General features: G+C 66.9%; 24 protein-coding genes. 14 read left to right on the forward strand and 10 right to left on the reverse strand.

Annotation, left to right across the window (positions count from 1 at the left end; translation table 11 throughout):
- Positions 1-6: 6 nt before the first annotated feature.
- From LGM71_RS07665 to LGM71_RS07675, 3 genes are all read right to left on the reverse strand, one after another.
- Positions 7-951, reverse strand: coding sequence for an IclR family transcriptional regulator (locus LGM71_RS07665; RefSeq protein WP_124904921.1), 945 nt, complete (start codon positions 949-951; stop codon positions 7-9).
- Between the two features lie 375 nt (positions 952-1326).
- Positions 1327-1533, reverse strand: a complete 207-nt coding sequence (locus LGM71_RS07670; RefSeq protein WP_174912242.1) for a hypothetical protein — start codon at positions 1531-1533, stop codon at positions 1327-1329.
- A 316-nt stretch (positions 1534-1849) separates the two neighbouring features.
- Positions 1850-2455 carry an alpha-ketoglutarate-dependent dioxygenase AlkB family protein gene (locus LGM71_RS07675; protein ID WP_059608476.1) on the reverse strand — a complete coding sequence of 202 codons (606 nt, stop codon included), beginning with the start codon at positions 2453-2455 and terminating at the stop codon, positions 1850-1852.
- 253 nt (positions 2456-2708) lie between these two features.
- On the opposite strand from LGM71_RS07675, the gene LGM71_RS07680 reads away from it, so the two are divergent.
- On the forward strand, positions 2709-3296 hold the full coding sequence (locus LGM71_RS07680; RefSeq protein WP_059608503.1) for a malonic semialdehyde reductase: 588 nt from the start codon (positions 2709-2711) through the stop codon (positions 3294-3296).
- Positions 3297-3303: 7 nt separating this feature from the next.
- On the opposite strand, the gene LGM71_RS07685 is transcribed toward LGM71_RS07680, so the two are convergent.
- A complete protein-coding gene (locus tag LGM71_RS07685; RefSeq protein ID WP_059608477.1) occupies positions 3304-4452 on the reverse strand; it encodes a metallophosphoesterase in 1149 nt (382 codons plus the stop codon).
- 506 nt (positions 4453-4958) lie between these two features.
- Here LGM71_RS07685 and LGM71_RS07690 point away from each other — a divergent pair.
- The 5 genes from LGM71_RS07690 to LGM71_RS07710 all read left to right on the forward strand — a co-directional run bounded on the left by LGM71_RS07690 (position 4959) and on the right by LGM71_RS07710 (position 10909).
- On the forward strand, positions 4959-5252 hold the full coding sequence (locus tag LGM71_RS07690; protein ID WP_124904925.1) for a hypothetical protein: 294 nt from the start codon (positions 4959-4961) through the stop codon (positions 5250-5252).
- Positions 5249-6298, forward strand: a complete 1050-nt coding sequence (gene mdtN / locus LGM71_RS07695; protein WP_226114521.1) for a multidrug transporter subunit MdtN — start codon at positions 5249-5251, stop codon at positions 6296-6298. The genes LGM71_RS07690 and mdtN overlap by 4 nt, the downstream gene beginning before the upstream one ends.
- The gene (locus LGM71_RS07700) at positions 6279-8339 is read left to right on the forward strand and encodes an FUSC family protein (RefSeq protein ID WP_226114522.1); all 2061 of its coding nucleotides are present in this window, start codon (positions 6279-6281) and stop codon (positions 8337-8339) included. The genes mdtN and LGM71_RS07700 overlap by 20 nt, the downstream gene beginning before the upstream one ends.
- On the forward strand, positions 8326-9870 hold the full coding sequence (locus LGM71_RS07705) for a TolC family protein (RefSeq protein WP_226114523.1): 1545 nt from the start codon (positions 8326-8328) through the stop codon (positions 9868-9870). Before LGM71_RS07700 ends, LGM71_RS07705 begins: the two co-directional genes overlap by 14 nt.
- A 331-nt stretch (positions 9871-10201) precedes the next feature.
- The gene (locus LGM71_RS07710; RefSeq protein ID WP_124628959.1) at positions 10202-10909 is read left to right on the forward strand and encodes an MgtC/SapB family protein; all 708 of its coding nucleotides are present in this window, start codon (positions 10202-10204) and stop codon (positions 10907-10909) included.
- Between the two features lie 49 nt (positions 10910-10958).
- On the opposite strand, the gene LGM71_RS07715 is transcribed toward LGM71_RS07710, so the two are convergent.
- Positions 10959-11678, reverse strand: a complete 720-nt coding sequence (locus LGM71_RS07715; protein WP_059526503.1) for an autoinducer binding domain-containing protein — start codon at positions 11676-11678, stop codon at positions 10959-10961.
- A gap of 73 nt (positions 11679-11751) precedes the next feature.
- Between LGM71_RS07715 and LGM71_RS07720 the strand changes: the two genes are divergently transcribed.
- The 3 genes from LGM71_RS07720 (at position 11752) to LGM71_RS07730 (ending at position 13823) form a co-directional block, all read left to right on the forward strand.
- Positions 11752-12195, forward strand: a complete 444-nt coding sequence (locus tag LGM71_RS07720; RefSeq protein ID WP_124628955.1) for a DUF4902 domain-containing protein — start codon at positions 11752-11754, stop codon at positions 12193-12195.
- A gap of 208 nt (positions 12196-12403) precedes the next feature.
- Positions 12404-13012: an acyl-homoserine-lactone synthase gene (locus LGM71_RS07725; protein WP_059608485.1), complete on the forward strand. Its 609-nt coding sequence runs from the start codon at positions 12404-12406 to the stop codon at positions 13010-13012.
- Between the two features lie 52 nt (positions 13013-13064).
- Complete coding sequence (locus LGM71_RS07730) at positions 13065-13823, forward strand: hypothetical protein (protein WP_226114524.1); 759 nt, start codon at positions 13065-13067, stop codon at positions 13821-13823.
- 375 nt (positions 13824-14198) lie between these two features.
- Here LGM71_RS07730 and ribA read toward each other — a convergent pair whose 3' ends face one another.
- Positions 14199-14849, reverse strand: coding sequence for a GTP cyclohydrolase II (ribA, locus tag LGM71_RS07735; protein ID WP_059468449.1), 651 nt, complete (start codon positions 14847-14849; stop codon positions 14199-14201).
- A 177-nt stretch (positions 14850-15026) separates the two neighbouring features.
- Here ribA and LGM71_RS07740 point away from each other — a divergent pair, with 177 nt between their 5' ends.
- Positions 15027-15488, forward strand: a complete 462-nt coding sequence (locus LGM71_RS07740) for a CBS domain-containing protein (protein ID WP_059608487.1) — start codon at positions 15027-15029, stop codon at positions 15486-15488.
- Positions 15489-15641: 153 nt separating this feature from the next.
- Here the strand turns inward: LGM71_RS07740 and LGM71_RS07745 are convergent, their stop codons facing one another.
- Entirely contained in the window at positions 15642-15971 is a 330-nt protein-coding gene (locus LGM71_RS07745) for a DUF4148 domain-containing protein (protein ID WP_059468447.1), read from the reverse strand.
- Between the two features lie 513 nt (positions 15972-16484).
- Between LGM71_RS07745 and LGM71_RS07750 the strand changes: the two genes are divergently transcribed.
- Entirely contained in the window at positions 16485-16883 is a 399-nt protein-coding gene (locus tag LGM71_RS07750) for a GreA/GreB family elongation factor (protein WP_226114525.1), read from the forward strand.
- 188 nt (positions 16884-17071) lie between these two features.
- On the opposite strand, the gene LGM71_RS07755 is transcribed toward LGM71_RS07750, so the two are convergent.
- Positions 17072-18190: a porin gene (locus LGM71_RS07755; RefSeq protein WP_012366341.1), complete on the reverse strand. Its 1119-nt coding sequence runs from the start codon at positions 18188-18190 to the stop codon at positions 17072-17074.
- An 868-nt stretch (positions 18191-19058) separates the two neighbouring features.
- Positions 19059-19670 carry a cysteine hydrolase family protein gene (locus LGM71_RS07760; protein ID WP_226114526.1) on the reverse strand — a complete coding sequence of 204 codons (612 nt, stop codon included), beginning with the start codon at positions 19668-19670 and terminating at the stop codon, positions 19059-19061.
- A 480-nt stretch (positions 19671-20150) separates the two neighbouring features.
- Here LGM71_RS07760 and LGM71_RS07765 point away from each other — a divergent pair, with 480 nt between their 5' ends.
- Genes LGM71_RS07765 through LGM71_RS07775 form a run of 3 tightly spaced genes read left to right on the forward strand, consistent with a single transcriptional unit; the run spans position 20151 to position 21433 of the window.
- Positions 20151-20393, forward strand: a complete 243-nt coding sequence (locus LGM71_RS07765) for a VOC family protein (protein ID WP_226114527.1) — start codon at positions 20151-20153, stop codon at positions 20391-20393.
- 57 nt (positions 20394-20450) lie between these two features.
- Positions 20451-20681 carry a hypothetical protein gene (locus LGM71_RS07770; protein WP_226114528.1) on the forward strand — a complete coding sequence of 77 codons (231 nt, stop codon included), beginning with the start codon at positions 20451-20453 and terminating at the stop codon, positions 20679-20681.
- Complete coding sequence (locus LGM71_RS07775) at positions 20678-21433, forward strand: glucose 1-dehydrogenase (RefSeq protein WP_226114529.1); 756 nt, start codon at positions 20678-20680, stop codon at positions 21431-21433. The genes LGM71_RS07770 and LGM71_RS07775 overlap by 4 nt, the downstream gene beginning before the upstream one ends.
- 138 nt (positions 21434-21571) lie before the next feature.
- Here LGM71_RS07775 and LGM71_RS07780 read toward each other — a convergent pair whose 3' ends face one another.
- Positions 21572-23089, reverse strand: coding sequence for a purine-cytosine permease family protein (locus LGM71_RS07780; RefSeq protein ID WP_226114530.1), 1518 nt, complete (start codon positions 23087-23089; stop codon positions 21572-21574).
- Positions 23090-23266: the final 177 nt, after the last annotated feature.

Below are 23266 nucleotides of genomic sequence, written 5' to 3' on the forward strand. Positions count from 1 at the left end.
GACGGATCAGAACATCGCGACCCGGTGGCGCGCGTGCGCGAATGTCGGGTCGCTTTCGAGCGGCCGGTAGTTCAGGCGCTGCGACAGGTCGACCGCCGCACCGCAAACCGCTTCGACGAGGCGCTCCTTCTCGCCGGCCTCGCCGATCTCCGAGCGCGGCACCGTCGCGGTGATCGCCGCGACGATCGCGCCCGAATGGTCGCGCACGGGTGCGGTCACGGCCGAGATGCCGCTCTCGAACGCGGCCTCGCTGACCGCGTAGCCGAGCCGCGCGTAGTGACGCACGCGCTCGTAAAGTTCGTCGACGGTGCCCGGCGTGCGTTCGGTAAATTGTTCGAGCCGCTTTTCCGGGTACAGCTGACGCAACGCGTCGCGCGTGAGGTCGCCCATCAGCACGTGCCCGTGCACGGTCGCGTGCGCGGGCAGCCGCGTGCCGACGTGTACCTTCACCGAACCGAACATCGACGTGTTGCTCTGCGCCTTCGCGACGAACACGACGTCGCGCTGGTCGCGGATCAGCAGGTGCGTCGACAGGCCCGTCGCGTCGCGCAGCCGTTCGAGCACGGGTGTGCCGAGATCGGTCAGTTCCAGCGAATTCAGGTATTCGAAGCCGAGCCGCAGCACGCCGACGCTGAGCCGGAAATGGCGGTCGCCGTTCACGCGCTCGAGAAAACCGAGCGCCTCGAGCGTCTGCAGCAGGCGGAAGGTGGTCGTGCGCGGGATGCCGATGCGCTTCGACAGCTCGGGCGCGCCGAGCACGGGTTCGCGCGCCGAGAATTCGGCGAGGATCCGCAGCCCGCGTTCGAGGCCCGGCACCAGATACGACGACGCGCCGCCGGACGATTCGTCGTCGCTGGCGCCCTGCTTCGGCGCGTCGTGGTCGACGTCCTCGCCCGCAGTCGCACGCGGCGCGCTTGCCGGCTTCGCCGGCGGTTTCGATGCGCCGCTCATCGTTGGATTGACCCTCTGCACATGGACGGAATGGAAGCGTTCAAGAAAGACCCGCAATGCTTGATTATGGATTTTCGACCGGACCGGATCAACACGATCCGGCTCATGCGGCCGGCGGCCCGATGCGCCCGACCGGACCGCGGGGCCTTCATATAGCCTGATGCGATCGGAAGGATAACAGCGATAGACAGGACTGCCCATCGGAACGTCGCCGGGTATGACGGCGGCCTGCCGGCAATGCTCGATATGCGTTCGGGTGCGTCGTGCGCGGCATCGGGCGGCATAGTCCCGACCGATGCACGAAAGGAAACGGATGGAAAAGCGGATGGAAATAAACGACCGCGCCGATCCGCGAACGGGATCGGCGCGACGGCGTCAGGCCGTCACGGCGGCGTCGTACTCGACGCGCGCGAGCTGACCGGCGGCATAGGCGTCGGCTTCGCCGCGGAAGCCTTCCCGACTGAATGCAACGACTTTCACCCCGACGCCGGTCGCCCGCTTCACCGTCAGCGCCCATTGCCATCCGCCGTCTTGTTCGAAGACGTGCAGCGAGGGTTCGAGGGATGAGTCCAGTACGGTCACGGGTTGTGCTCCTGCCCTGCGCGCCGCATCGGCAACGCGTCGGACATGTCGAAAAGATGCGCCGGCTCGCGGCGCGTTTCAGCTATTCGACAGTCTAGTCAAGGAATGTTGCGACGCACCATCAGGGCTTACACCTGCCTATCAGAACCGGGCGGTCGATGAAATCCACCTGAAATCCTTATGGCACGGGCCTTACGGGCCTATTCCCCCCGCACGCACACAACGTGTGCGGCAACGTGCCGCATGGACGACCGATGGGCTGGATCGGTTGAAAACGGGTCGCGACCCCGGGTGGCGAACCATCCGGTCGGCGCGGCTACGGGCCCGCCTCCGCCGTCACCACCCGCCGGAACGTCAGGTTGACGCGCTCGCCCTGCACGGCCGGCGCCTTCGGCACTCGGTGCTGCCATTCGGCCTGCGTGCGGCCGCGCATCACCAGCAGGCTGCCGTGCGTCAGCCGGTACGCATGCACGACGCCGGTCACACGATGACGCAGGTCGAACACGCGCATCGCGCCGAGGCTCACCGACGCGATCACCGGCGCGTCGCCGAGTTCGGGCTCGTTGTCCGCATGCCAGCCCAGGCTGTCCTGCCCGTTGCGGTAGCGATTGAGCAGCACGCTGTTGAAGCGCGCGCCGCAGGTCGCCTCGACCGCGCGCTTCAGGTCGAGCACAGCCGGCGTCCACGGCGCGGGCACGTTGCGGATTCCCGAATACACGTAGACGGCGTCGGGCTCGCCCTGCCACGCGGTGAGCCGCGGCAGCGGAATGCGTCCGCGTGGCGTGCGGATCGTGTCCTGCCGCCACGCGACCTCGTCGATCAGCGCGGCCAGCACGCGATCGGCCTCGGCCGGCGCGAGCCAGTCCGGGTACCAGTCCACGTCGGGCGCGGGCGTATCGGCGAAAAGATCGGGCGTCGACATGTCGGAATCAGGCAGGGGTGAACGATCCGGGCGAACCATGTCTGCATGGTAGCCAACGGCGACGCGCGCCGCCATGCGCTGTCATTCCGGCGCGTCACACGCCCGAGCGCTCGAATCGCCGATTGCGACGCCGGTGCGTTTTCGCGCGCCACGCTATCATCGCGCCGTGTCGCAGCGCGCCCTTATCCAGGGCGCCGCTTTCTTCCGCCATGCCGGCCGGCGCGACCCGGCCGCTTTCTTTCCGGATCCCATCATGACGACGCTCTCCGATGCCGCCCTCGATCAACTGTTCCGCACCGCGCGCACACACAACGCGTGGCAGGACAAACCCGTCGACGACGCGCTGCTGCACCGGCTGATCGACCTGACGAAATTCGGCCCGACGTCGGCGAACTCGAGCCCGGCGCGCTTCGTGTTCGTCAAGTCGCCCGAGGCGAAGGCGCGCCTGAAGCCCGCGTTGTCCGAAGGCAATCTCGCGAAGACGATGGCCGCGCCCGTCACCGTGATCGTCGGCATGGACTTCGCGTTCTACGATCACTTGCCGCGCCTGTTTCCGCACGCCGACGCACGGAGCTGGTTCGCCGGCAACGCTGCGCTGATCGAGGCCACCGCATTCCGCAACGCGTCGCTGCAAGGCGCGTACCTGATCCTCGCCGCGCGCGCGCTCGGCCTCGATGCGGGCCCGATGTCGGGCTTCGACGGCGCGAAGGTCGATGCCGAATTCTTCGCGGGCACCGCGATCAAGAGCAATTTCCTCGTGAATCTCGGCTACGGCGACCCGGCCGGCCTGTTCCCGCGCAGCCCGCGCTTCGACTTCGACGATATCGCGCGCATCGAGTGACGCCTCGCTAACCGCCGCGCGTCAGCCGGATCAGCGCGATCTCGGACGGCACGCCGAAACGGTTCGGCGGCCCCCAGTATCCGGTGCCGCGGCTCGTATAGAGCCACAGATCGCCGAAGCGGCTCAGCCCGCCGATCACCGGCTGCTGCATCCGTACGAACGGCGGCCACGGCAGGAACTGGCCGCCGTGCGTATGCCCCGACAACTGCACGGTAAAACCCGCGCGGCTCGCCGCTTCCGCGCTGCGCGGCTGGTGCGCGAGCAGGATCTTCGTGCCGACGTCGCGCGGCGCGCCCGCCAGCGCCTGCTCGGGGTCGCTGCGATGCGCGGGATCGAACCCGCCGGCGGTGAAGTCGGTCACGCCCGCGAGCACCGCGCGCGCGCCGTCGTGCTCGATCAGCACGTGCTCGTTCAGCAGCACCGTCAGCCCGATGCGCCGGAATTCGTCGATCCACTCGTGCGCACCCGCGTAATACTCGTGGTTGCCCGTCACGAGAAAGCTGCCGTGCCGCGACCGCATGCGGCCGAGCGGCGCCGTATGCTCGCGCAGGCGCTTGACCGAGCCGTCGACCACGTCGCCCGTCACGACGACGAGGTCGGCCTCGAGCGCATTGACCGCGCGCACGATCCGTTCGATATAGGGCCGCTTGATCGTCGGCCCGACGTGGATGTCGGACAGTTGCACGATCGTCAGCCCGTCGAGCGCGGCCGGCAGCCCATCGACCGGAATCGACACGCGCTTGACCGCCGCCGTGCGGCGCGCGCCGACGAACCCGATCGCGGTGACGAGCACCGCGGCCGCCAGGACGCCGAGCGCCGTGTCGGCTGCAGCGCCGCTCCACGCGCCGTCGTGCCCGAGATGCCGCCACGCGAACACGCCGAGCAGCACGAATTCGCGCAGGAACGTCAGCACGAGCAGCGACGAAAAGAAGCCCATCACGAGCGAGCCGGCCCAGCCGACCAGCGTCGCGGCCCAGCCTTCGTCGAAGCGGCGCGAGAACATGCCGACCGGAATCAGCACGACGAAGCTCGCCAGCACGAGCGCCGCGATCGTGCGCGCCGCCGGCGACGCGAACGCGTCGGGAATGATCCGCATCCCGACGTACAGATGGAACAACACGCCGATTGCAATGAACCGGACAAAGAAACTTCGCATGGAGCGCTCACCTTCGTTGCAATACGGCTTCCGCGAAATCCGTCACACGGGGCCGTGACGCCCCATGCCGCGCTTCGCGCCATACGTACGATGGTACACAGATCCCGGCTACGACGACCGGTCGCGGCCACGGGTGGAAGTTCGCGTGGCTTCGGGCGGTGATCGCGCCGTTTCCACGCCGATTCCGCCGCGTCGGCACGAGAAATGCAGCGCGCCCTCGTTAATCTGACGATCCTTTACAGTCCGTTAGCAACCCTACACGAGCGCACGCTGGCAGAATCGCGACGATCCGCACGCCGCTGCCGAAACGCGATTCCGGACGGCCCGATATGGCCGCCGGGCCTTTCACGGCCGGCCACGGGGCGTGTCGCACATGCGGGACGGACGGCTGGCGGTCCGCATCGTGCTGCTTTATTATCGGCTCCGTATCGCGGAATCGTCGTCGCGGCGGCGAACCGCATTGCGCCGCGCCCGGCATCCACCCCCATCGTCGAGCTCGCCACACCATGAGAAAAACAACGCCGCGCGCGCCCTTGCGCGTCGCCGCCGCCCTGGCGCCCGCCCTGCCGCTCGCGGGCTGCGCATCGCGCGGCGCACCGTCGTACGTGCTGTTCGGCGCGTATTTCCCGCTCTGGCTCGTCAGCGCGATCATCGGCATCGTCGGCGCGATCGTCGCGCACCGCATATTCGTCGCGACCGGCTGGGCCGCCACGGTCCCTTACCAGCTTGCCGTCTGCACCGCGATCGGGCTCGTGGTCGCCGTGATCGTCTGGCTCACCGGCACGGGGCCGTTCGCATGAAGGCCGCCGGAACTGCCCGCCCGTCCATCAAAGGCCGTGCGATCGCGCTCGCGATCGTCGCGCTCGGCATCGCGGCGCTCGCATACGCGTACCACCGCACGACGGCCTACCCGTCCACCGACGACGCGTCGATCGACGCGGACGTCGTGCATGTCGCATCGCCTGTCGGCGGGCGCATCGTGCGGCTCGCGGTGCATGAAAACCAGCGCGTCGCGAAAGGCGACCTGCTGTATGAAATCGATCCGGTGCCGTACCGGCTGACGGTTGCGCAGGCGCAGGCCGATCTCGAGCTCGCACGCGCATCGCTCGACACGCGCCGCCGGTCGCTGATCGGTGAGCGCTCGAACGCGGCGGTCGCCGCCGCGCAGGTCAAGCGCGCGACGCAGAACGCCGACCTCGCAACGCGCGACGTGAACCGGCTCGCACCGCTTGCCGCGCAGGGCTACGTCAGCGCGCAGCAGTTCGATCAGGCGAAGGTCCGCCAGCGCGACGCGGCCGTGTCGCTCGCGCAGGCGCAGGAGCAGCAGCGCGCGTCCGCGCAGACGATCGGCGACGACGCCGACGCGATCGCGACGCTGCATGCGCGCGAGGCCGCGCTGGCCCGCGCGCAGCACGCGCTCGACGACACGGTCGTGCGCGCCCCGCACGACGGGCTCGTGACGGGCCTGAGCGTGCTCGCCGGCGAAACCCTCGCACCGAACCAGTCGATCTTCACGCTGATCGACGCGAGCGAATGGTTCGCCGTCGGCAATTTCCGCGAGACGTCGCTGAACCGCATCGAGCTCGGCGACTGCGCGACCGTCTATTCGATGATCGACCGCAGCCGCCCGATGACGGGCAAGGTCGTCGGCATCGGCGCGGGCATCGCGGACAGTGCTCGCATCAACCTGCCGCGCTCGCTGCCGATCGTGCAGAACTCGGTTAACTGGGTGCACGTCGCGCAACGCTTCCCCGTGCGCGTGAAGCTCGACGAACCCGACGGCAAGCTCGTGCGCGTCGGCGCCAGTGCGATCGTCGAGGTCCGGCATGGCTCAGCCTGCCGCTGAGGTCCGCTCGCCGGGCCCGCGCGAAGTCCTGCGACTGCTCGCGCCGTTTCCCGGGCGCACGGCGATGGCCGTGCGCGTCGCGCTGATCTGCGCGCTCGTCGTGCTGGTGACGAGCGGGTACGGCACGCCGGAGGCCGCGATCTCCGTATACGTCGTGTTCTTCCTGAACCGCGCGGACCGCGTGACGAGCGTCGTGCTCGCGGTCGCGATGCTGCTGCTCGTCACGGTCGTCATCGCGCTCGTGATGGGCGTCGCGATCTTCAGCATCGACTATTCGATCCTCCGCGTCGCGTGCATGGCCGTGCTGTCGGTCGGCCTGCTCTACCTGACGTCGGCAAGCAAGCTGCGCCCGGTCGGCGCGATCCTCGCGATGATCGTCGGCTTCGGGCTCGACCAGCTCGGCCTGGCACCGTTCGGCGAAGCCGCGACGCGCGCGCTGCTCTATGCGTGGCTGATGGTCGCGATCCCGGTCGGCGTCGCGATCGTCGTCAACCTGCTGATCGCACCGTCGCCGCGCAAGCTCGCGCAGGCGCAGCTCGCGAAACGGCTGCGGCTCGCCGCCCGGCGGCTGCGAGGCGATGACGGCGACAACGCGCGCGCCGCGTTCGACGCGAGCCTGCGCGAAGGCGACAAGCAGTTGCTCACGTGGCTCAAGCTGTCGAAGCTCGAAGGCTCGTCGGCGGCCGTCGACGTCGTCGCGCTGCGGCAGGCCATCGCATCGAGCACCGCGCTGCTCGTCGCGGTCGCGCTCGCCGACCGCGAACCCGACGCAAGGCTGCCCGACACGTTTGTCGAGCCGATTGCAACGACGCTCGACGACATGGCCGCCATCCTCGAACGCGGCGGCTATCCGGTCGAGGTGACGCTCGCGCTGCCGGCAACCGATACGCTGCCGCCGCTCGCGCGCGTCGTCGCAACGGATCTGCACACGGCGATCACGCATTTCGCGGAACCGGCCTCGAACGACGCATCGGCCGATACGGCCACCGCCGACACGCCTGCCGAGCCCGCCGCACCGCCTGCGCCGCCCGCCCCCGGCGGCGGCTTCCTCCTGCCCGATGCGCGCACCAATCCCGACCACGTCCGCTATGCGCTGAAAACGACGGTCGCCGCGATGTTCTGCTACCTGCTGTACTCCCAGCTCGACTGGTCGGGCATCCACACCTGCTTCATCACCTGCTACATGGTGTCGCTCGGCTCGACGGCCGAAACGGTCGAGAAGCTGACGCTGCGCATCGCCGGCTGCATCGTCGGCGCGCTGATCGGGACGGCCGCACTCGTGTTCGTCGTGCCGTCGCTGTCGTCGATCGGCGAGCTGATGGCGCTCGTGTTCGCCGGCGCGTGGCTCGCCGCGTGGGTGGCGTTCGGATCGCCGCGCATCGCTTACGCCGGCTTCCAGGTCGCCTTCGCGTTCTTCCTGTGCGTGATCCAGGGCGCGGGCCCCGGCTTCGACCTCACGCTCGCGCGCGATCGCACGATCGGCATCCTGCTCGGCAACGTGGTCGTGTATCTCGTGTTCACGCGCATCTGGCCGGTCAGCATCGGCAAGCAGATCGACACCGCGCTCGCGGCGCTGCTCGACCAGTGGCGGCGCCTCGCGCAGATCGCGCAGCCGGCCGAGCGGCGCGCACTGGCCGCCGAAGCGTTCGCACGCCACGGCGCGATCGCGCAGGAGCTCGGCCTGATCCATTACGAACCGTCGTGGGTGCGGCCGGCCGCCACATGGCTCGCCGCGCGACGGCGCGCACTCGCGGAACTCGGCGCGCTCGAAGGCCCGCTGTTCCTGCTCGCCGAACGCGCTCCGGGCGACGCGGCGATCGGCGATCGGCTCGCACGCGTGGTCGACCTGCGTGACGGCGAAGCCGCGCCTCATGCGGCCTCCCCCGCGCCGCCGGCCCCACCGCCGGGCGCCGCCCCCGCTGCCCCCATCGACCCCGCACGCGACGCGCTGCTGAACCTGATCGACACGCGGCTCGCGCACATTGCCGACGCCGCCCGTCAAGCCACACCGAAGGAGCCTGTTCCCCATGCGCCTACCTGAACCGCCGGCCGCCTCGATCGCCGCCGCCGCCCTCGCGACCGCCGTCGCGCTGACCGGCTGCGCGACGTCGTCGATCGATCTGGCGCCGGAGGCGTCCGACCGCCCGTGGCAGCCGCAAACATCGGCCGCGGGCGACATCGTGCCCGCGCCGCCGCTCACGACCGCGCAAGGCGCGCACGACTACACGCTGCCGGCCACGCCCGCGCTCGCATCGGTATCGCCGCCAGCCACGCTCGATGCCGCCCATGCGTACACGCTGCCCGAACTGATCGATCTCGCCGAATCGGCGAACCCGCTGACGCGCATCGCATGGAACGACGCGCGCAACGCGGCGCTCGCGGTCGGCATCGCGAAGGCCGCGTACCTGCCGAACCTTTCCGCGACCGCGATGGGCGCGTACCAGACGAGCCGCGGCTCGACGTCGACGCTCCTCGGCGACGCGTCGAGCAACACGACCGTGCACGGCACGATCTCGGCGCTGTCGCTGCAATGGCTGCTGTTCGATTTCGGCGGCCGCGCGGCGCGCGTCGAAGCGGCCGAGCAGGCGTCGATCGCGTCGAACGTCGCGTTCACGGCCGTGCACCAGCAGGTGATCCACGACGTGACCGTCGCGTATTACCGGTACGAAGCCGCCCGCTCGCGCGCGGCCAGTGCGCAGCAGGGCCTCGCGAACGCGGACGCGATCCTCGCGGCGTCCCGCGCGCGGCTCAAGCATGGCGTCGGGACGGTCGTCGAGCTTGCGCAGGCGACGCAAAACCGTGCGCAGGCGAACCTCGCGCTCGTGCAGGCGAGCGGCACGGAAAGCGACAGCTACCTCGCCCTCGTCTCCGCGCTCGGCATCTCGCCGCTGTCGAAGCCGACGATCGCCGCGCTGCCGAAACGGCCGCTGCCGCCCGCGCTCGGTTCGTCGGTCGACGCGATCGTGTCGGACGCGATCGCGCGCCGCCCCGACCTGCAGGGCGCGTTTGCGCTCGAACAGGCCAATCGCGCAAAGATCAAGGCCGCGGAAGCCGCGTTCATGCCGAAAGTCTTCCTGTCCGCTTCGACGTCGTACGCAAGCGGCGGCACGGCCATCACCGCACTGCCCGCGATCGGCGACCAGGCGCCGACCGTCAACCTGAACGGCAGCCGCTACGGCGGCGGCGTGTTCCTCGGCGTGACGATTCCGCTGTACGACGGCGGCCTGCGCTCGGCGGTGCTGATGCAGGCGCGCAACGACGCGCAAAGCGCGTCCGCGCGCCTCACGCGGACCAAGGAGGAAGCCGTGCGCCAGGTCGTCGCCGCGCAGAACGCGGTGCAGACGAGCCTCGCGTCGCACGACGCGGCCAAGGCGCTCGTCGATGCCGCCCAGACGAGCTACGACGCGGCGCTGACCGCGTACCGCAACGGTGTCGGCTCGGTCACCGATACGACGATCGCGCAAAGCCAGCTGCTCGCGGCCCGCAACGCGGAAGTCGACAGCTATGCCGGCGCGCTGTCGGCCGCCGCCGCGCTCGCGCTCGCGACGGGGACGATCGGCGCGTCGCAGTAGCCGTCGCCGTGACGCATCGGCCGTTCGCGGCCGGCCACCGGACGGGTTGACGCCTGCGCGGGCGGCCCACTAGAATGCCGCCCATTCTTCCTTCAGGAACCATCGTGGACAGTTGCAGCACTCCGTTGCGTGCGCCGCTTGCCGCCTGAACGCCTGTCCGACGCAGTTCTCCTGCCGCGGCTCGCGTTCCGCGAGCCCGCATGCCATCCGTTTCACACTGAATGACGCATTCGCGCGGTACAGTACCGCGCGATGACGGCCATCGTGCCGCGTTCGGCCTCGCGCCGCCGCGACGCGGGCCGGCATGCGCACTTGGCACGGCAGAACAAACATGACTCTCGATTTCGCACTCCGTCTTTTCACTGCGTTCGCCTGCGGCGTCGCGATCGGCCTCGAACGCCAGATGCGGCAACGCACGGCCGGCCTGCGCACGATCACGCTCGTCGCGAGCGGCGCCTGCCTGTTCGTCACGCTTGGCGTGCTGACCGGCAACGGCGTGGCCGGCGTCACGCAGATCGCCGCGTACGTCGTGTCGGGCGTCGGCTTTCTCGGCGGCGGCGTGATCATGCGCGACAAGGGCTCGATCCAGGGCATCAACACGGCCGCGACGCTGTGGTGCTCGGCCGCCGTCGGCGTACTGGCCGGCTCCGGGCACTTCGTGCCGGCACTGGCCGGCACGGGCGTCGTGCTGCTCACCAACACGGTGCTGCGCGGCGTCAGCCAGGCGATCAACGCAACCCCCGTGTCGAACGCCGACCTCGTGCGCGAATACCAGATCACGGTGATCTGCCTGGACGCCGACGAAGTGCACATCCGCACGCTGCTGTCGAATTCGATGTACGCGAAGCCGCTGTCGTTCCAGAGCCTGACGAGCGAAGACGTGCCCGACCAGCCGGACCGGCTGAAAGTGACCGCGACGCTGAAGCTGCACCCGAAGGATCAGCAGAAGCTCGAGCAGATCGCGAGCCGAATGAGCATGGAGAAGAGCATTTCCAGCGTGAGCTGGACCGCGAAGGAAGCGGAGCCGATGATGGAGTGAGCGGCGGCGGCGGCCGGCGCGGCACGATCGCCCCGCCGCCAGCGCCGGATCAGGGTGTATCGATAAGTCCGGCCGCGATCGCCTTGACGACCGCCTGGACCTTGTTGGTCGCGCCGAGCTTCTCGAGGATGTTGTTCACGTGGAAGTTGACCGTGCGCTCCGAGATGCAAAGGATCTGGCCGATCTCGCATGCGGTCTTGCCTTCGGCCGTCCAGCACAGCACCTCGCGCTCGCGCGCGGTCAGCGTGACGCTCGACTCGGGCGACAGCTTCGGCACCATGAAGCGGCTCATCAGCGAATGCGACAGGTTCGCGAGCCAGTTGGTCTGCAGCGTCAGCATGTTGATCTCGGCCGGCGTGAGCCGGTCCGCGTGACGCGCGATGCTCAACAGCCCGAACGCGCCGCGCGCCGCCCAGCTCGACTGCGCGACGCCCACCGACAGTCCGTAGTCGCGCGCGTCCTGCCACAACGGGCACGGATCGATCCGGTCGACGTCCGGCCAGACGATCATGTTGGTACTGAGCGCGCCGTCGCGAACCGTCGAGTCGATCTCGATGTAGTTCTGCGCCTGATAGTGCGCCATCCAGCCGTCCGGATAAGTATTGAAGATCGCGACGGCCGGCTTCGACACCGGCAGCGGCACGCGAATGCCGTAACAGCAATATTCGAAGCCGAGGCGTTTAGAATAAGCGGCGATCCGCTGGAAGAGCTGCTGCTCGTCTTCCGCGGCGCTGAATTGTTGGTAGGCATCCTGCCAGCGCAGTTCCATTCATTCTCCGACAACGTTACGCTGTCATACCTGTCAGGTGCCAGCGCCGGTTCGGGGCTGATACATTCCGCGCATGACTTCACCTTTGTTGCATCCGGTCCGCGGCCCGTCTCCGGACGGCTACGTGCGCCTGTCCGAAAGCGCACTGGCCGCGCTCGTGCTCGACCACGTCGCGAGCGGCCTCGATGCATCGCTGCTCGCGGAACTACGCGACAGCGCCATCGACGCGCGCCTGGCCGGCTACACCGAATGGCATCGCCCGGCCAGTGCCGGCGTCGCATACCTGACGGTCGGCTGGGACTGGTATCTCGAGCGCGCGACGGGCACGTTCGTGATCGCGGGCGGCGACGTGCGCAGCAACATCATGGCCGTCGACGCCACCGGCGCCGATCTCGGCATGTTCCGCACCGCCGCCGTGCTCGCCGCGCGGCTCGCACACGTCGACTGGCCGGCCGCGGTCGCATCGTCGCTGCTCGGTCGCAACGACGCCTATCATGCCGGTCCCACGCTCCAGTGACAACCGGCCGCGCTTTCCTCTGACATTTCCGTACGACTGGCGCTCTTTATAAGCAAAAGCCGCCCGCATTTCAATCCCGCCGATCAGGAAACCGATACCATCGGTCAAATGGTATCGGCCACCCTCACCCTGTAAGAGTTACTAGTTACCGCCCCCTCGGGACGCGCGCTGTAATGCGTGCATACCAAAGTACAGATCCGAGGACACCATGCGGACCTTCGTTCACGAGGAAGGGCGGTTGCCACACGAACTTGCAGCGGATCTCGGGCGCTATCGGCGCCGCGTGTTCGTCGAACAGCTCGGTTGGGCGCTCCCGTCGGCGAACGAAAGTTTCGAGCGCGACCAGTTCGATCGCGACGATACCGTCTACGTGTTCGCGAGAAACGCCGACGGCGACGTGTGCGGATGTGCGCGCCTGTTGCCCACCACGCGCCCGTATCTGCTGAAGTCGCTGTTCGCCGACCTGATCGCCGACGACGTCGCGCTGCCGGAATCGGCAGCCGTCTGGGAGCTGTCGCGGTTCGCTGCAACCGGCGACGAAGGCGCTCCGGGCAATGCCGAGTGGGCCGTCCGCCCGATGCTCGCCGCGGTCGTCGAATGCGCGGCGCAACTGGGCGCGCGGCAGTTGATCGGCGTGACGTTCGCGAGCATGGAGAGGCTGTTCCGCCGGATCGGCGTGCACGCGCACCGGGCAGGCCCCCCGAAACCGGTGGACGGTCGTCTGGTTGTCGCGTGCTGGATCGACATCGATCCGCAAACGTTTGCCGCACTTGGAATTGAGCCGGGACGGGCTGCCCGGCAGGCCATCGCCGCCTGAGCCGGAACGCGCGTAGTCCGGCCGGGCGGAACCGTAACGAAGGAGAACCACCGTGGACCAGTCTCAGGTCTTTCGCGCGATGATGCCCGGGTTGACGGGTACCGGCGGCGCCCGCATCACAGTCACCTACCCGTCGTTTCCGCGGCCGCTGCCGCTCGTCCGGCTCGATCGCAACGGGCTCGTGTTCCGGGCGGCCGGCGCGGCACCGCTCGTGTGCGGGTTGCCGCGCGCGGCGACGCTACTGGTTGCGGACGAGCCGCTCTGCTCGCTGCGCCTCGTGATCCGCGACGTCGCCGCTATCGGCGACGGCCAGCATGACCTGACGATGCAGCCGTCCGGGGCCACCGGCGACGAACTACTGTGGCACGCGCTGCGCGACCGCGAACCGTACCGGCAGATCGGGCAGCCGCTTGCGCCCGTCGACGCAGCCATGGCGCCGAACGGCGAGCCGCAGGCCGCCGGCGCCACGCGGCGTCCGTCGCGCAGTGCGGCGTTCCGTCTGCGCTGCCGCAGCGATGCGCTGTTCTTCGCCGACTGGCTCGAATATCACTTCGACGAGCTGCGCGCGCTGTCGCAACGGCACGGGCCGCAATTGCAGCTCAAGCAGTTGCAGCGGCAAGTCGCCGACGACGAGGTGGGCGTGCGCTTCGTCTACGACATCGACGGACACGCGACGCGGCACGCGCTGACCGACTGCGCGCGCGAGGCCTGTGCGTGGATCGAGATGGAAATGCGCGACAAGTACGCGGTGCCGGTTGCGCAGGAGCGGTTCGGCGCGTTTGCGGCGCATGCATGGGCGGCCGGAATGTGAGAGCGGCAACGGCTTCGCGGACACAGCCAGGAAAACTCACCAACGCTGCGTTGCACAATTACAACTAGGGCTTGCCAGACCTCGGGTTTTCCCTTAAAGTTACATCCGTCTCCTCCATGTCTCCAAACATGGATTCAGCCCGCTCCAGTAGCGGGCTTTTTCTTGCCTGCGATAATTTATCGGGGACATATCATCTCCGCTATCCGCCCATGGTCCGCACACCTGGCCGGCCCCGGACAGCAGTATTGGGATACATCCGTACAGACGCTCGAGGAAGCAGACGGCTACCGGATAGTTGGCGCGCAGGCAGCTTGCTCGCGGTGTGGCATCGAAATCCAGATGAGACAAGGGGCTCCGAAGAGCCCCTTGTTTTCGTTACTCGTTTTCTTCGAAGTAATGCCCGAACTTCGCCTGCTTGGTCCGGATGTAACGCTCGTTTTCCTCGCGTACGGGTACCGCAAGCGCCACGCGTTCGCAGACGGGAATGCCGTGCTTCACGAGCGTGTCGAACTTCTTCGGGTTGTTGCTCATCAGTCGCACCGACGTCACACCGAGGATCCGGAGGATCGCTGCGGCCGAGTCGTATTCGCGGGCGTCGTCGGGCAAGCCGAGATCGAGATTCGCCTCGACGGTGTCGCGCCCCTGCTCCTGCAACGCGTATGCACGGATCTTGTTGCTCAGGCCGATGCCGCGCCCTTCGTGGCCACGCAGATACAGCAGCACGCCGCGGTCTTCCGCCGCGATGTAACGCAGCGCGAGATCGAGTTGCTCGCCGCAATCGCAGCGGTAGGAGCCGAACACGTCGCCGGTCAGGCATTCGGAATGCAGCCGCGTCAGCACGGACTGCTCGCCGGTGACGTCACCCATCACGAGCGCGAGATGTTCGGCATCGCTGCCCGATACGCGGAATGCGTACGACGTGAACGTACCGTAGCGCGTGGGCAGCGACGCGGTGGCGACGAGTGTCACGCACTCGTCGGCCTGGCCATTGCCCTGCGTGGGCGATTGGGGACGCGAAGACATCATGAATTCAATCGAAACGATCAGGAATGTAGGAGTTGTGTGGATAGTGCGTGCCCGGAGTTTACCGCTAATCTGGAAACGTCACGCGACTGCCGTAGCAGGCCCGGCTATACTGGGCCCATCGGGTGCCGCGCATCACGCCCTGCCTTCCCTGCATCGTCCCGCACACGGAGAAAGCAAATGAGCACGACTGTCGCGCAAATTCTCAAAGCCAAGCCGGATTCCGGCCGCACGATCTACACCGTCACGAAAGCCGATTTCGTCTATGACGCCGTCAAGCTGATGGCGGAAAAGGGAATCGGCGCATTGCTGGTCATGGAGGGCGACGACATCGCAGGCATCGTCACCGAGCGCGACTACGCGCGCAAGATCGTGCTGCAGGACCGTTCGTCGAAGGCCACCCGCGTCGAGGAAATCATGACGGCCAAGGTGCGCTACGTCGAACCTTCGCAATCCACCGACGAGTGCATGGCGCTGATGACCGAACACCGGATGCGCCACCTGCCCGTCCTCCAGGACGGCAAGCTCATCGGCCTGATCTCGATCGGCGACCTCGTGAAGAGTGTGATTGCCGATCAGCAATTCACGATCAGCCAGCTCGAACACTATATCCACGGCACCCCGGCGGTCACGTCCGTCTGACCCATCCCAGCAAAAAAGGCCCAAACGCGCGAGCGTCTGGGCGGAAAAGCCGCCGGAATGCGGCGACGGAGGTTCTGCTCTGCTGACGCAGACGCGCGCGAGTAGCGCGCGTCCCGTCGGTCACATGCTGTGCTCGGGCAGACCCGGGGATGTTCAGTTGCCGAAGTAGACGGAGTTCACGGGATTCGGGGCTTCACGCGTCATGCGGCGGCCCGACTGGCCTGCGCCCGTCGCCACCGCACCATAGCCGCTCGTGTCGGCTTGGGCGAGCATCGGCTGGTTCGGCTGGATGCGTTGTTCAGCGGCCTGGATGTTCTGCGGATATTGCGCATCGCTCGCGAGCGGCTTGTAGCCGTTCTGTTCGAGTTGCACGAGTTCGGCCCGGACCTGGTCGCGGGTCAAGCCCTGCTCGGACTGCGCGAACGATGCGATCGGGGCGGCAAGCACGGATGCAGCGATCGCTGCGTAGATGATCGACTTCATGGTGGACCTCCGAAATATGTTCTCTTTTGGCGTCGCTTCCGGCGGGACTGTCTGAAGCGATGGATCAAGTGTAGTGCTCGCAATACCAAGGGGAAACCCTTGGTTTGAACATACAGCGTTGCATTTTCGGAAAAAATCGACCGGTGTCACCGCGCGAGATCGTCATTACTTAAATCATTTCCACAACAATGCCTGACGAAAGGCCGACAGCCTAATCACCGATCCGGAAGGTTGTGTTGTAGAATCGTAAGGTTTTATTCGCCCGTCGATACCCTATTCACCATGCACGCACCCACGCCTCTCTCGGTTTCGCTGTCCGGCCCGGCCGGCGTGCGTGCGCGCGCCGGCCATCCGGCGCACCCCTGCCTTCGACGCACGGCCCAGGCACCGCTCGCCCCTGCCCGGCGCCTGATCTGACAGCACGGCCTCCTCCCGGAGCCAGGTCAGACAGGCTCCGGGCGATCCCCATAGGCACGCCATGCCTGCCCCATGCCGATCATTTGGAGAACTGCCATGAAACAACGCCTTTACCAGTTGACCGAACTCGACGTCGCTCGTCTCGAGAAGCACGCCGAACACAACCCGCGCTTCCAGACGATGCTCGACACGCTGCTCGAGCGCGCGGATATCGTACAGCCCGACGCCATCAAGGCGAACGTCGTCACGATGAACTCGCAGATCACGCTGCTCGACGAAGCGTCCCAGGAACAGGCCACCTGGACGATTGTTTATCCGGATGCCGCCAATCTCGAACTCGGACGCCTGAACGTGTTCTCGCCGGTCGGCATGGCGCTGCTGGGCACGCAACGCGGTCAATTGGTGAAGGTGCTGCAGCCAAGCGGCGCCGAAAAGCTGATGAAGGTCGCGGCGATCGTGTTCCAGCCGGAAGCCAACGGCGAATACACGCGCTGACGCCGCTGCGGGCCGGCAGCGTACCTCCGGCCATATCAAACAAAAAGCGAGGCTCTGAGCCTCGTTTTCTTGCGTCCGGACGAGACGCACCGTCGTCGCGATCCGCGTCGTCGTATTCGACAGGCGAAAAAAAGGCGCCCGAAGGCGCCTTTTCGATACTGCGAAGCGGGTTACCCCGCTTGTCACGCTTAGAAGCGGTGACGCAGACCAACCGTTGCTGCGGTTTGGTTGATCGACGAGCTCGGCAGGTTGTTGCTGAAGCTGTCGCCGTTGTAGATCGACGCGCCGATGCCGTTCTTCGCTGCACGCTGGTACACAGCTTGTGCGTAGACGTCCGTGCGCTTCGACAGCGAGTAGTCAGCTTGCAGGCCGAACTGGTTCCAGTGCGTGCTGCCGTTGTTGATCTTCGCGTTCGTGTACGTGTAAGCAGCGCCCAGGCCGAGAGCCGGCGTCAGGTTGTACTTCGCGTTGACTTCGTAGTTGTCCGTGCGCAGCGTGCCCAGACCAACTGCGTTGTTGTCGAGACGTGCTTGCGTCCATGCAGCGCCGACTTGTGCCGGGCCGAATGCGTAACCGGCAGCAGCACCGTACGTGCGGACGCGGCCTTGGCTAGCGATGCCACCGATTGCCGACGACGTCGCGCCGTTTGCGTTCGTACCGTCACCCAGGTTCGCTTGCGAGTATGCACCCGCCAGCTTCAGGCCTTGGAATTGGTATGCAACGCCTGCGCTGTACGCACGGTTGTTACCAAAGTTCGTGTTGTTCGAGAACGAGTACGTGCCGCCGAATTGCAGGCCAGCGTAGTTCGCGCTCGTGAACTTGATGGTGTTGTTCGCTGCGACGTCACCGGTCGTGCTCAGACGGTCGAGGTTCAGCGGGTGCGCGAAGTACGTGCCGCCCCACGAGCCCGTTGCCGTCAGCGGCGCCAGGTAGTCTTGCGTTGCGTCATACTGCTTACCCAGCGTGACCGTGCCGTACTGGCTCGACAGACCGACAAATGCTTGACGGTTGAACATGCCGCCGTTGTTGCCCAGCTTGCCGTTACCGATGCCGAAGCCGCTTTCCAACGTGAAGATTGCCTTCAGGCCGCCACCCAGGTCTTCCGAGCCACGCAGGCCGAAACGGCTCTGGTCAATGCCCGAACCCATCGCCCAACGCGACTTGCCAGCTTGGCCGAGTGCCGGCTGGACGTTGCTCGTGTAGGTGATGCCTGCGTCCAGCACGCCGTACAGCGTGACGCTGCTTTGCGCGTGAGCGACGGTAGCGAACGATGCTGCAGCTGCTGCAACGATCAGAGTCTTGTTCATTCGTGGAGCTCCCTTCTAAAAAGAGGCAGGTCTCGCGACCTTGTTCATAAACGGTCTGCAACCGCCCGGGAACGCCATCGGTCCTTCTGGCCGCGCCCGGATAGTTGCCCGTTTGGGAACCGTGAGTTTAGGGGTGTACCCTAGGGGCGCGATCCGCAAATAAAGAAATAAGCTTTTCCAGAACTAGAAATAATGAAAGTGGGGGAGCGTTATAAGTATTTGTTTTAACGTCTTTTTTTGACTGATTGACGGATGCTTTTTGGAGGCTTTCATCCCACCATTCTTTCGTGTCATCGTCTTGACGGTTGCATAGAAACAACAAACGGAATCGATGGAACCACGCAAAAACGGTAATTTTTACCCAGATCAGTCTCAAATATTGGGCCTGCTCGCCTAAAACGCTGCGACCGAACTGTAAACACATGCCCGTGTGGCCGTGGCCGACCCTATTGGGCCGTCAGCGTCTGAAGCGTGGGACCGGCGGCCGGCGCCCCGGCTGCCCGCAAGCCGTCGTGACATGCGGTAACAGCCTTGATGACCCGTGTAACCCGGTCGCAGGACCAGCAGACTAACGTAAGGCGCCCCGATTACATATTAGATAGAGGACTCGCCATGAATCGGCGTTCGCTGTTGCGCGCCATCGGACTGACCGCCGCCGTCGCCGCCACCGCCGATCGGCTGCGCCCCGCTCGGCCCAACCCGCACCGCCCAGGTATAGGCCTCCCGGCCCGCCTCCGGGCCCCGGGCAGGCCGCCTCATCTCGATCGCCCGGGCTTCGCCGCCATGCCGCCTCGCGCCGCCTGACCGCGCCAGGGGCGTCGTCCGCCTGCGCGCCGCCGCACACGGCTCGAGCCCGGCCGCACGCGCATCAGGCGACGTCGAGCGCGAGCACCTGTCCGGTCGTCAACACGTCGCCGAACGTGTCCGACAGCGCGGCCAGCGTGGCGCGATGGAGATCGCTGTGCGGCACCGTGCCGCCGTCCGCGACATCGAGATCGCGCGTCGCGCACGCGTCGTCGACGACGATCACCCCGTAGCCGAGCGGCACGGCATCGCGGGCCGCGCCGGCGACGCACGCATGCGTCATCAGCCCGGTGACGATCAGCGTGTCGATGCCGGCCGCCTTCAGGCGCGCGTCGAGGTCCGTCGTCGGGAACACGCTCACCGACGTCTTCTTCACGACCGCGTGATGCGGCGCCGGCAGCAGGTCCGCATGAAAGCGGAAGCCGTCGCTGCCGTCGGCGAAGAGCGGGCCGCCGGCAGCGCCGACGTGCTGGATGTGGAATACCGGGATGCCGGCGCGATCGGCGAACGCGATCACGCGTCGCGCATTGCCCAGCGCGCGCGGTCCTTCCGGAATCGGCAGGCGGCCGCTGAAATACTCGTTCTGGAAATCGATCACCAGCAGCGCGGTGCGGGCGGCGTCGATCGACCTCGGCGCGCTCGCGCCGGCCAGGGTACGGATGGTCGGATGTTGCATGGGTCGCTCTCTACTCAAGGTTGGCACATCGAACGGAGCGGCGGCCCGGCACAGCCGCGCCGCCGCACGCGGTCAAGGCAGGTTGCCGTCGTGAATCGGCTGCCGTGACCGCGAGGCGCCAGTGTCGGGCCGTGCGACCCTGCGCGACAGCGGACCGCGAGACAACGTCCGACAGGATCGGGCCAACCTGCGCGCAACCGTCCACGACAGCGCGGCTGCCCGCCATGAAAACAGCGGATACGTGACGGTCGAGGGCCCGAACGCGCGATAACGCGCGGAGGCGCCCACTCGCCTCTCCCCCATCGCGCCGTGCCCCCGCGGCTCGTCCGTTTGGATGGCACGAAGCGCCAGGTTTGTTGTCATCATGGCCGTCATTCGTCGCATGTCGCATCGAACGGCGCCGCGCATGCTCGCGCCCCCGCCATGGAGACACCATGAACGCCCCCGTCCTCGGCACAGTCGACCAGATCGGCTATGTGATTGCCGATCTCGACCGCAGCATCGCGCGCTGGCGCCCGCTACGATGCGATCCCGTCGACCGTGTCCGGCGACGTGCGTCTCGGCGGCCGCTACCTCGGTGAAGCGGCGACGGTCACGATCGATGTCGGTCTCTCGTATCCCGGCAACCTGCAGATCGAACTGATCCACGTGACGAACGATGCCCCGTCTCCGTACCGCGACATGCACGGGCAACCGCTCGCGGGCCTGCATCACGTCGCATGAGCGGTCGACGATCTCGATGCCGCGGTTGCGCAGCTCACGGCGCTTGACCTGCGCGTCGTGTTCGAAGCGCGCAACCCGGTCACGCGCGTCGCCTACCTCCACGACGCCGACGATCCCGGCGTGCGCGTCGAAGTGATCGAACGCGCCGGCATGCGCGACTCGATCGCGCGCGGCATCGCCGAAGCACGCGCACGGGATGGCGCCGATCCGGTCCGCATCATCGACGCGTCGACAGCCGCACGAGCGGGCTCGTGCGTCCCCTTTCACTCACAGGAGAAAACACGATGAAACGACTCGAAGGCAAGGTGGCGCTGATCACGGGCGGTGCCCGCGGCCAGGGCGAGGCGGAGGCACGCCGATTCGTCGCCGAAGGCGCACGCGTGGTGATCGCCGACGTTCTGGACGACACCGGACAACGCGTCGCGGCCGAACTCGGCAACGCCGCGCGCTACCAGCATCTCGACGTGACGAACGAAGACGACTGGCACACCGCCGTTCATGCGACGCTCGCGCACTTCGGCCGGCTGGACATCCTCGTGAACAACGCGGCAATCCTGAAGCTCGTGCCGATCGAGTCCTGTTCGCTCGACGACTATCGCAAGGTGATCGACGTGAACCAGGTCGGCTGCTGGCTCGGCATGAAATCGGCACTGGCCGCGCTGAAGGACGCGAGCGGCGGCTCGATCGTCAACGTGTCGTCGACGGCCGGGATGGAAGGCGTGGCCGGCGGCAGCGCGTATGTGGCGAGCAAGTTCGCGGTGCGCGGGATGACGAAGGCCGCCGCGCTCGAGTTCGGCCGCTATGGAATCCGCGTGAACTCGGTCCATCCGGGCGGCATCGACACGGTGATGGCACGCCCGCCGGAATACGCCGATTTCGACCCATCGTCGATCTACAGCGGGCTGCCGATCGCGCGCATCGGCAAACCCGACGAAGTGGCGAGCCTCGTGCTGTTTCTCGCGTCCGACGAATCCGCGTATTGCACGGGCGCGGAATTCATCGTCGACGGCGGGATGCTCGCAGGCAGCACGTTCCACTGATCCGCTGCGGGGCTGACGGACAGGTCAGGCCGCTCATCCGCACCGGCAATCACGGATCCGAAAACGATCATGCCGCCGGCGGCTTTCCCGCGCGGCGGCACGATGGCTACCGAAACGAAGCAGCAAGCGATGCGGCGCTCAATACCCCTTCGGCTGGATCGCCGGCGCGCCGACACCACGCGCCGCCTGCCTGCGGCCGCGCACGAGGAAGCGTCCGTTCGGGCCGTATACACCTTCCGCTTCCGGATGCAGCGTCAGCAACACGAAATACAGCAATCCGCCGACCAGCAGCGACACCGGCACGCTTAGATCGAACTCGCCAGCCAGGTTGCCGAGCGGCCCGACGAACTGGCCCGGCAGGTTCACGAACGACAGCCCGATGAACGCCGCCGGCAGCCACGCGCCCATCGCGCGCAGGTTCCACCCGTGCGTGAACCAGTAGTGGCCGCCGCGCAGCCCGCGGTTGAACACCTGCAGGTCGTCGGCGAGATAGAAGCCGCGACGCGTCACGTAGCCGATCACCATGATCGCCATCCACGGGCAGCTGAACGTGTCGATCAGCGTCGAGAACGTCGCGACGCTTTCGACGAGGTTGAACCAGAAACGGCCAACGAAAATGAATGCGATCGCGATCGTGCCGATCAGCAACGTCGCACGCACACGATTCAGGAAGCGCGGAAACATGCTCGACACGTCGAGGCCCGTGCCGTACAGCGCGGTCGTGCCGGTCGACATCCCGCCGATGATCGCGATCAGGCACATCGGCAGCAGGAACCAGCGCGGCGACACGGCGAGCAGCCCGCCGACGTAGTCGTTCGATGCGATGAACGCGGGCGCCTTCGACGCGATGATCGTCGCGGTCGCCAGGCCGAAGAAGAACGGCACGAAGGTCGCGATCTGGGCAGCGAACACGGCGCCCATCACGCGCCGCTTCGGCGTCTGTTGCGGGATGTAGCGCACCCAGTCGCCGAGCGTCGACGCGAACGACACAGGGTTGCTCAACGCGACCAGCACCGCGCCGACGAACGCGGCCCAGAATCCTGCACTGCCCTGGCTCAGCTTGCCCGCGTAGTTCATGTCGAACATCCCCGCGAACGCGAACAGGCCTGCGACGAACAACAGGCTCGCCGCCCACACGGCGATCTTGTTGACCCACAGCATGAAGCGAAAGCCGTAGATGCAGACGATCAGCACGAGCACCGCGAACACCATGTAGGCCGCGCCGAGCGTGAAGCCGTTGACGGGCACGCCGACCATGTTGTGCGCGCCGCCGACGAGCGCGTCGCCCGAGCTCCACACCGCGAGCGAGAAGAACGCGATCGACGTGAGCAGCGCGAGGAACGAACCGACGATCCGGCCGTGGATGCCGAAATGCGCGCCGGACGACACGGGGTCGCTCGTGCCGTTGCGCGGGCCGAACAGGCTCATCGGCGCGAGGATGCAGGTGCCGGCGAGTACACCAAGCACGATCGCGGCGACGCCCGACTTGAACGACAGCCCGACCAGCACGGGGAAGCTGCCGAGCACCGACGTGGAAAACGTATTGCAGCCGCCGAACAGCAACCGGAACAGATCGATCGGACGTGCATAGCGCGATGCGTCGGGAATGCGCTCGAAACCGAACGATTCAACTTGCGTAATCCTGCCTTCAGCCATTTGTCTCCAACTCCTCTGGTGCATCGGTACGGCCTGCGACTTCGGCCATACGACACATCGTCATCAATTTGCGGCCACTCTAAACCGGATCGGGCGGCGCAAATATCACGCATTCGAGACGTTTACGACGAAGGAGAACAATGTTTCGCGGCGGGAAATCGTCCGTTTGCCGCGCCG

Source organism: Burkholderia sp. AU33545, from assembly GCF_020419685.1.
Lineage (GTDB): Bacteria > Pseudomonadota > Gammaproteobacteria > Burkholderiales > Burkholderiaceae > Burkholderia > Burkholderia diffusa.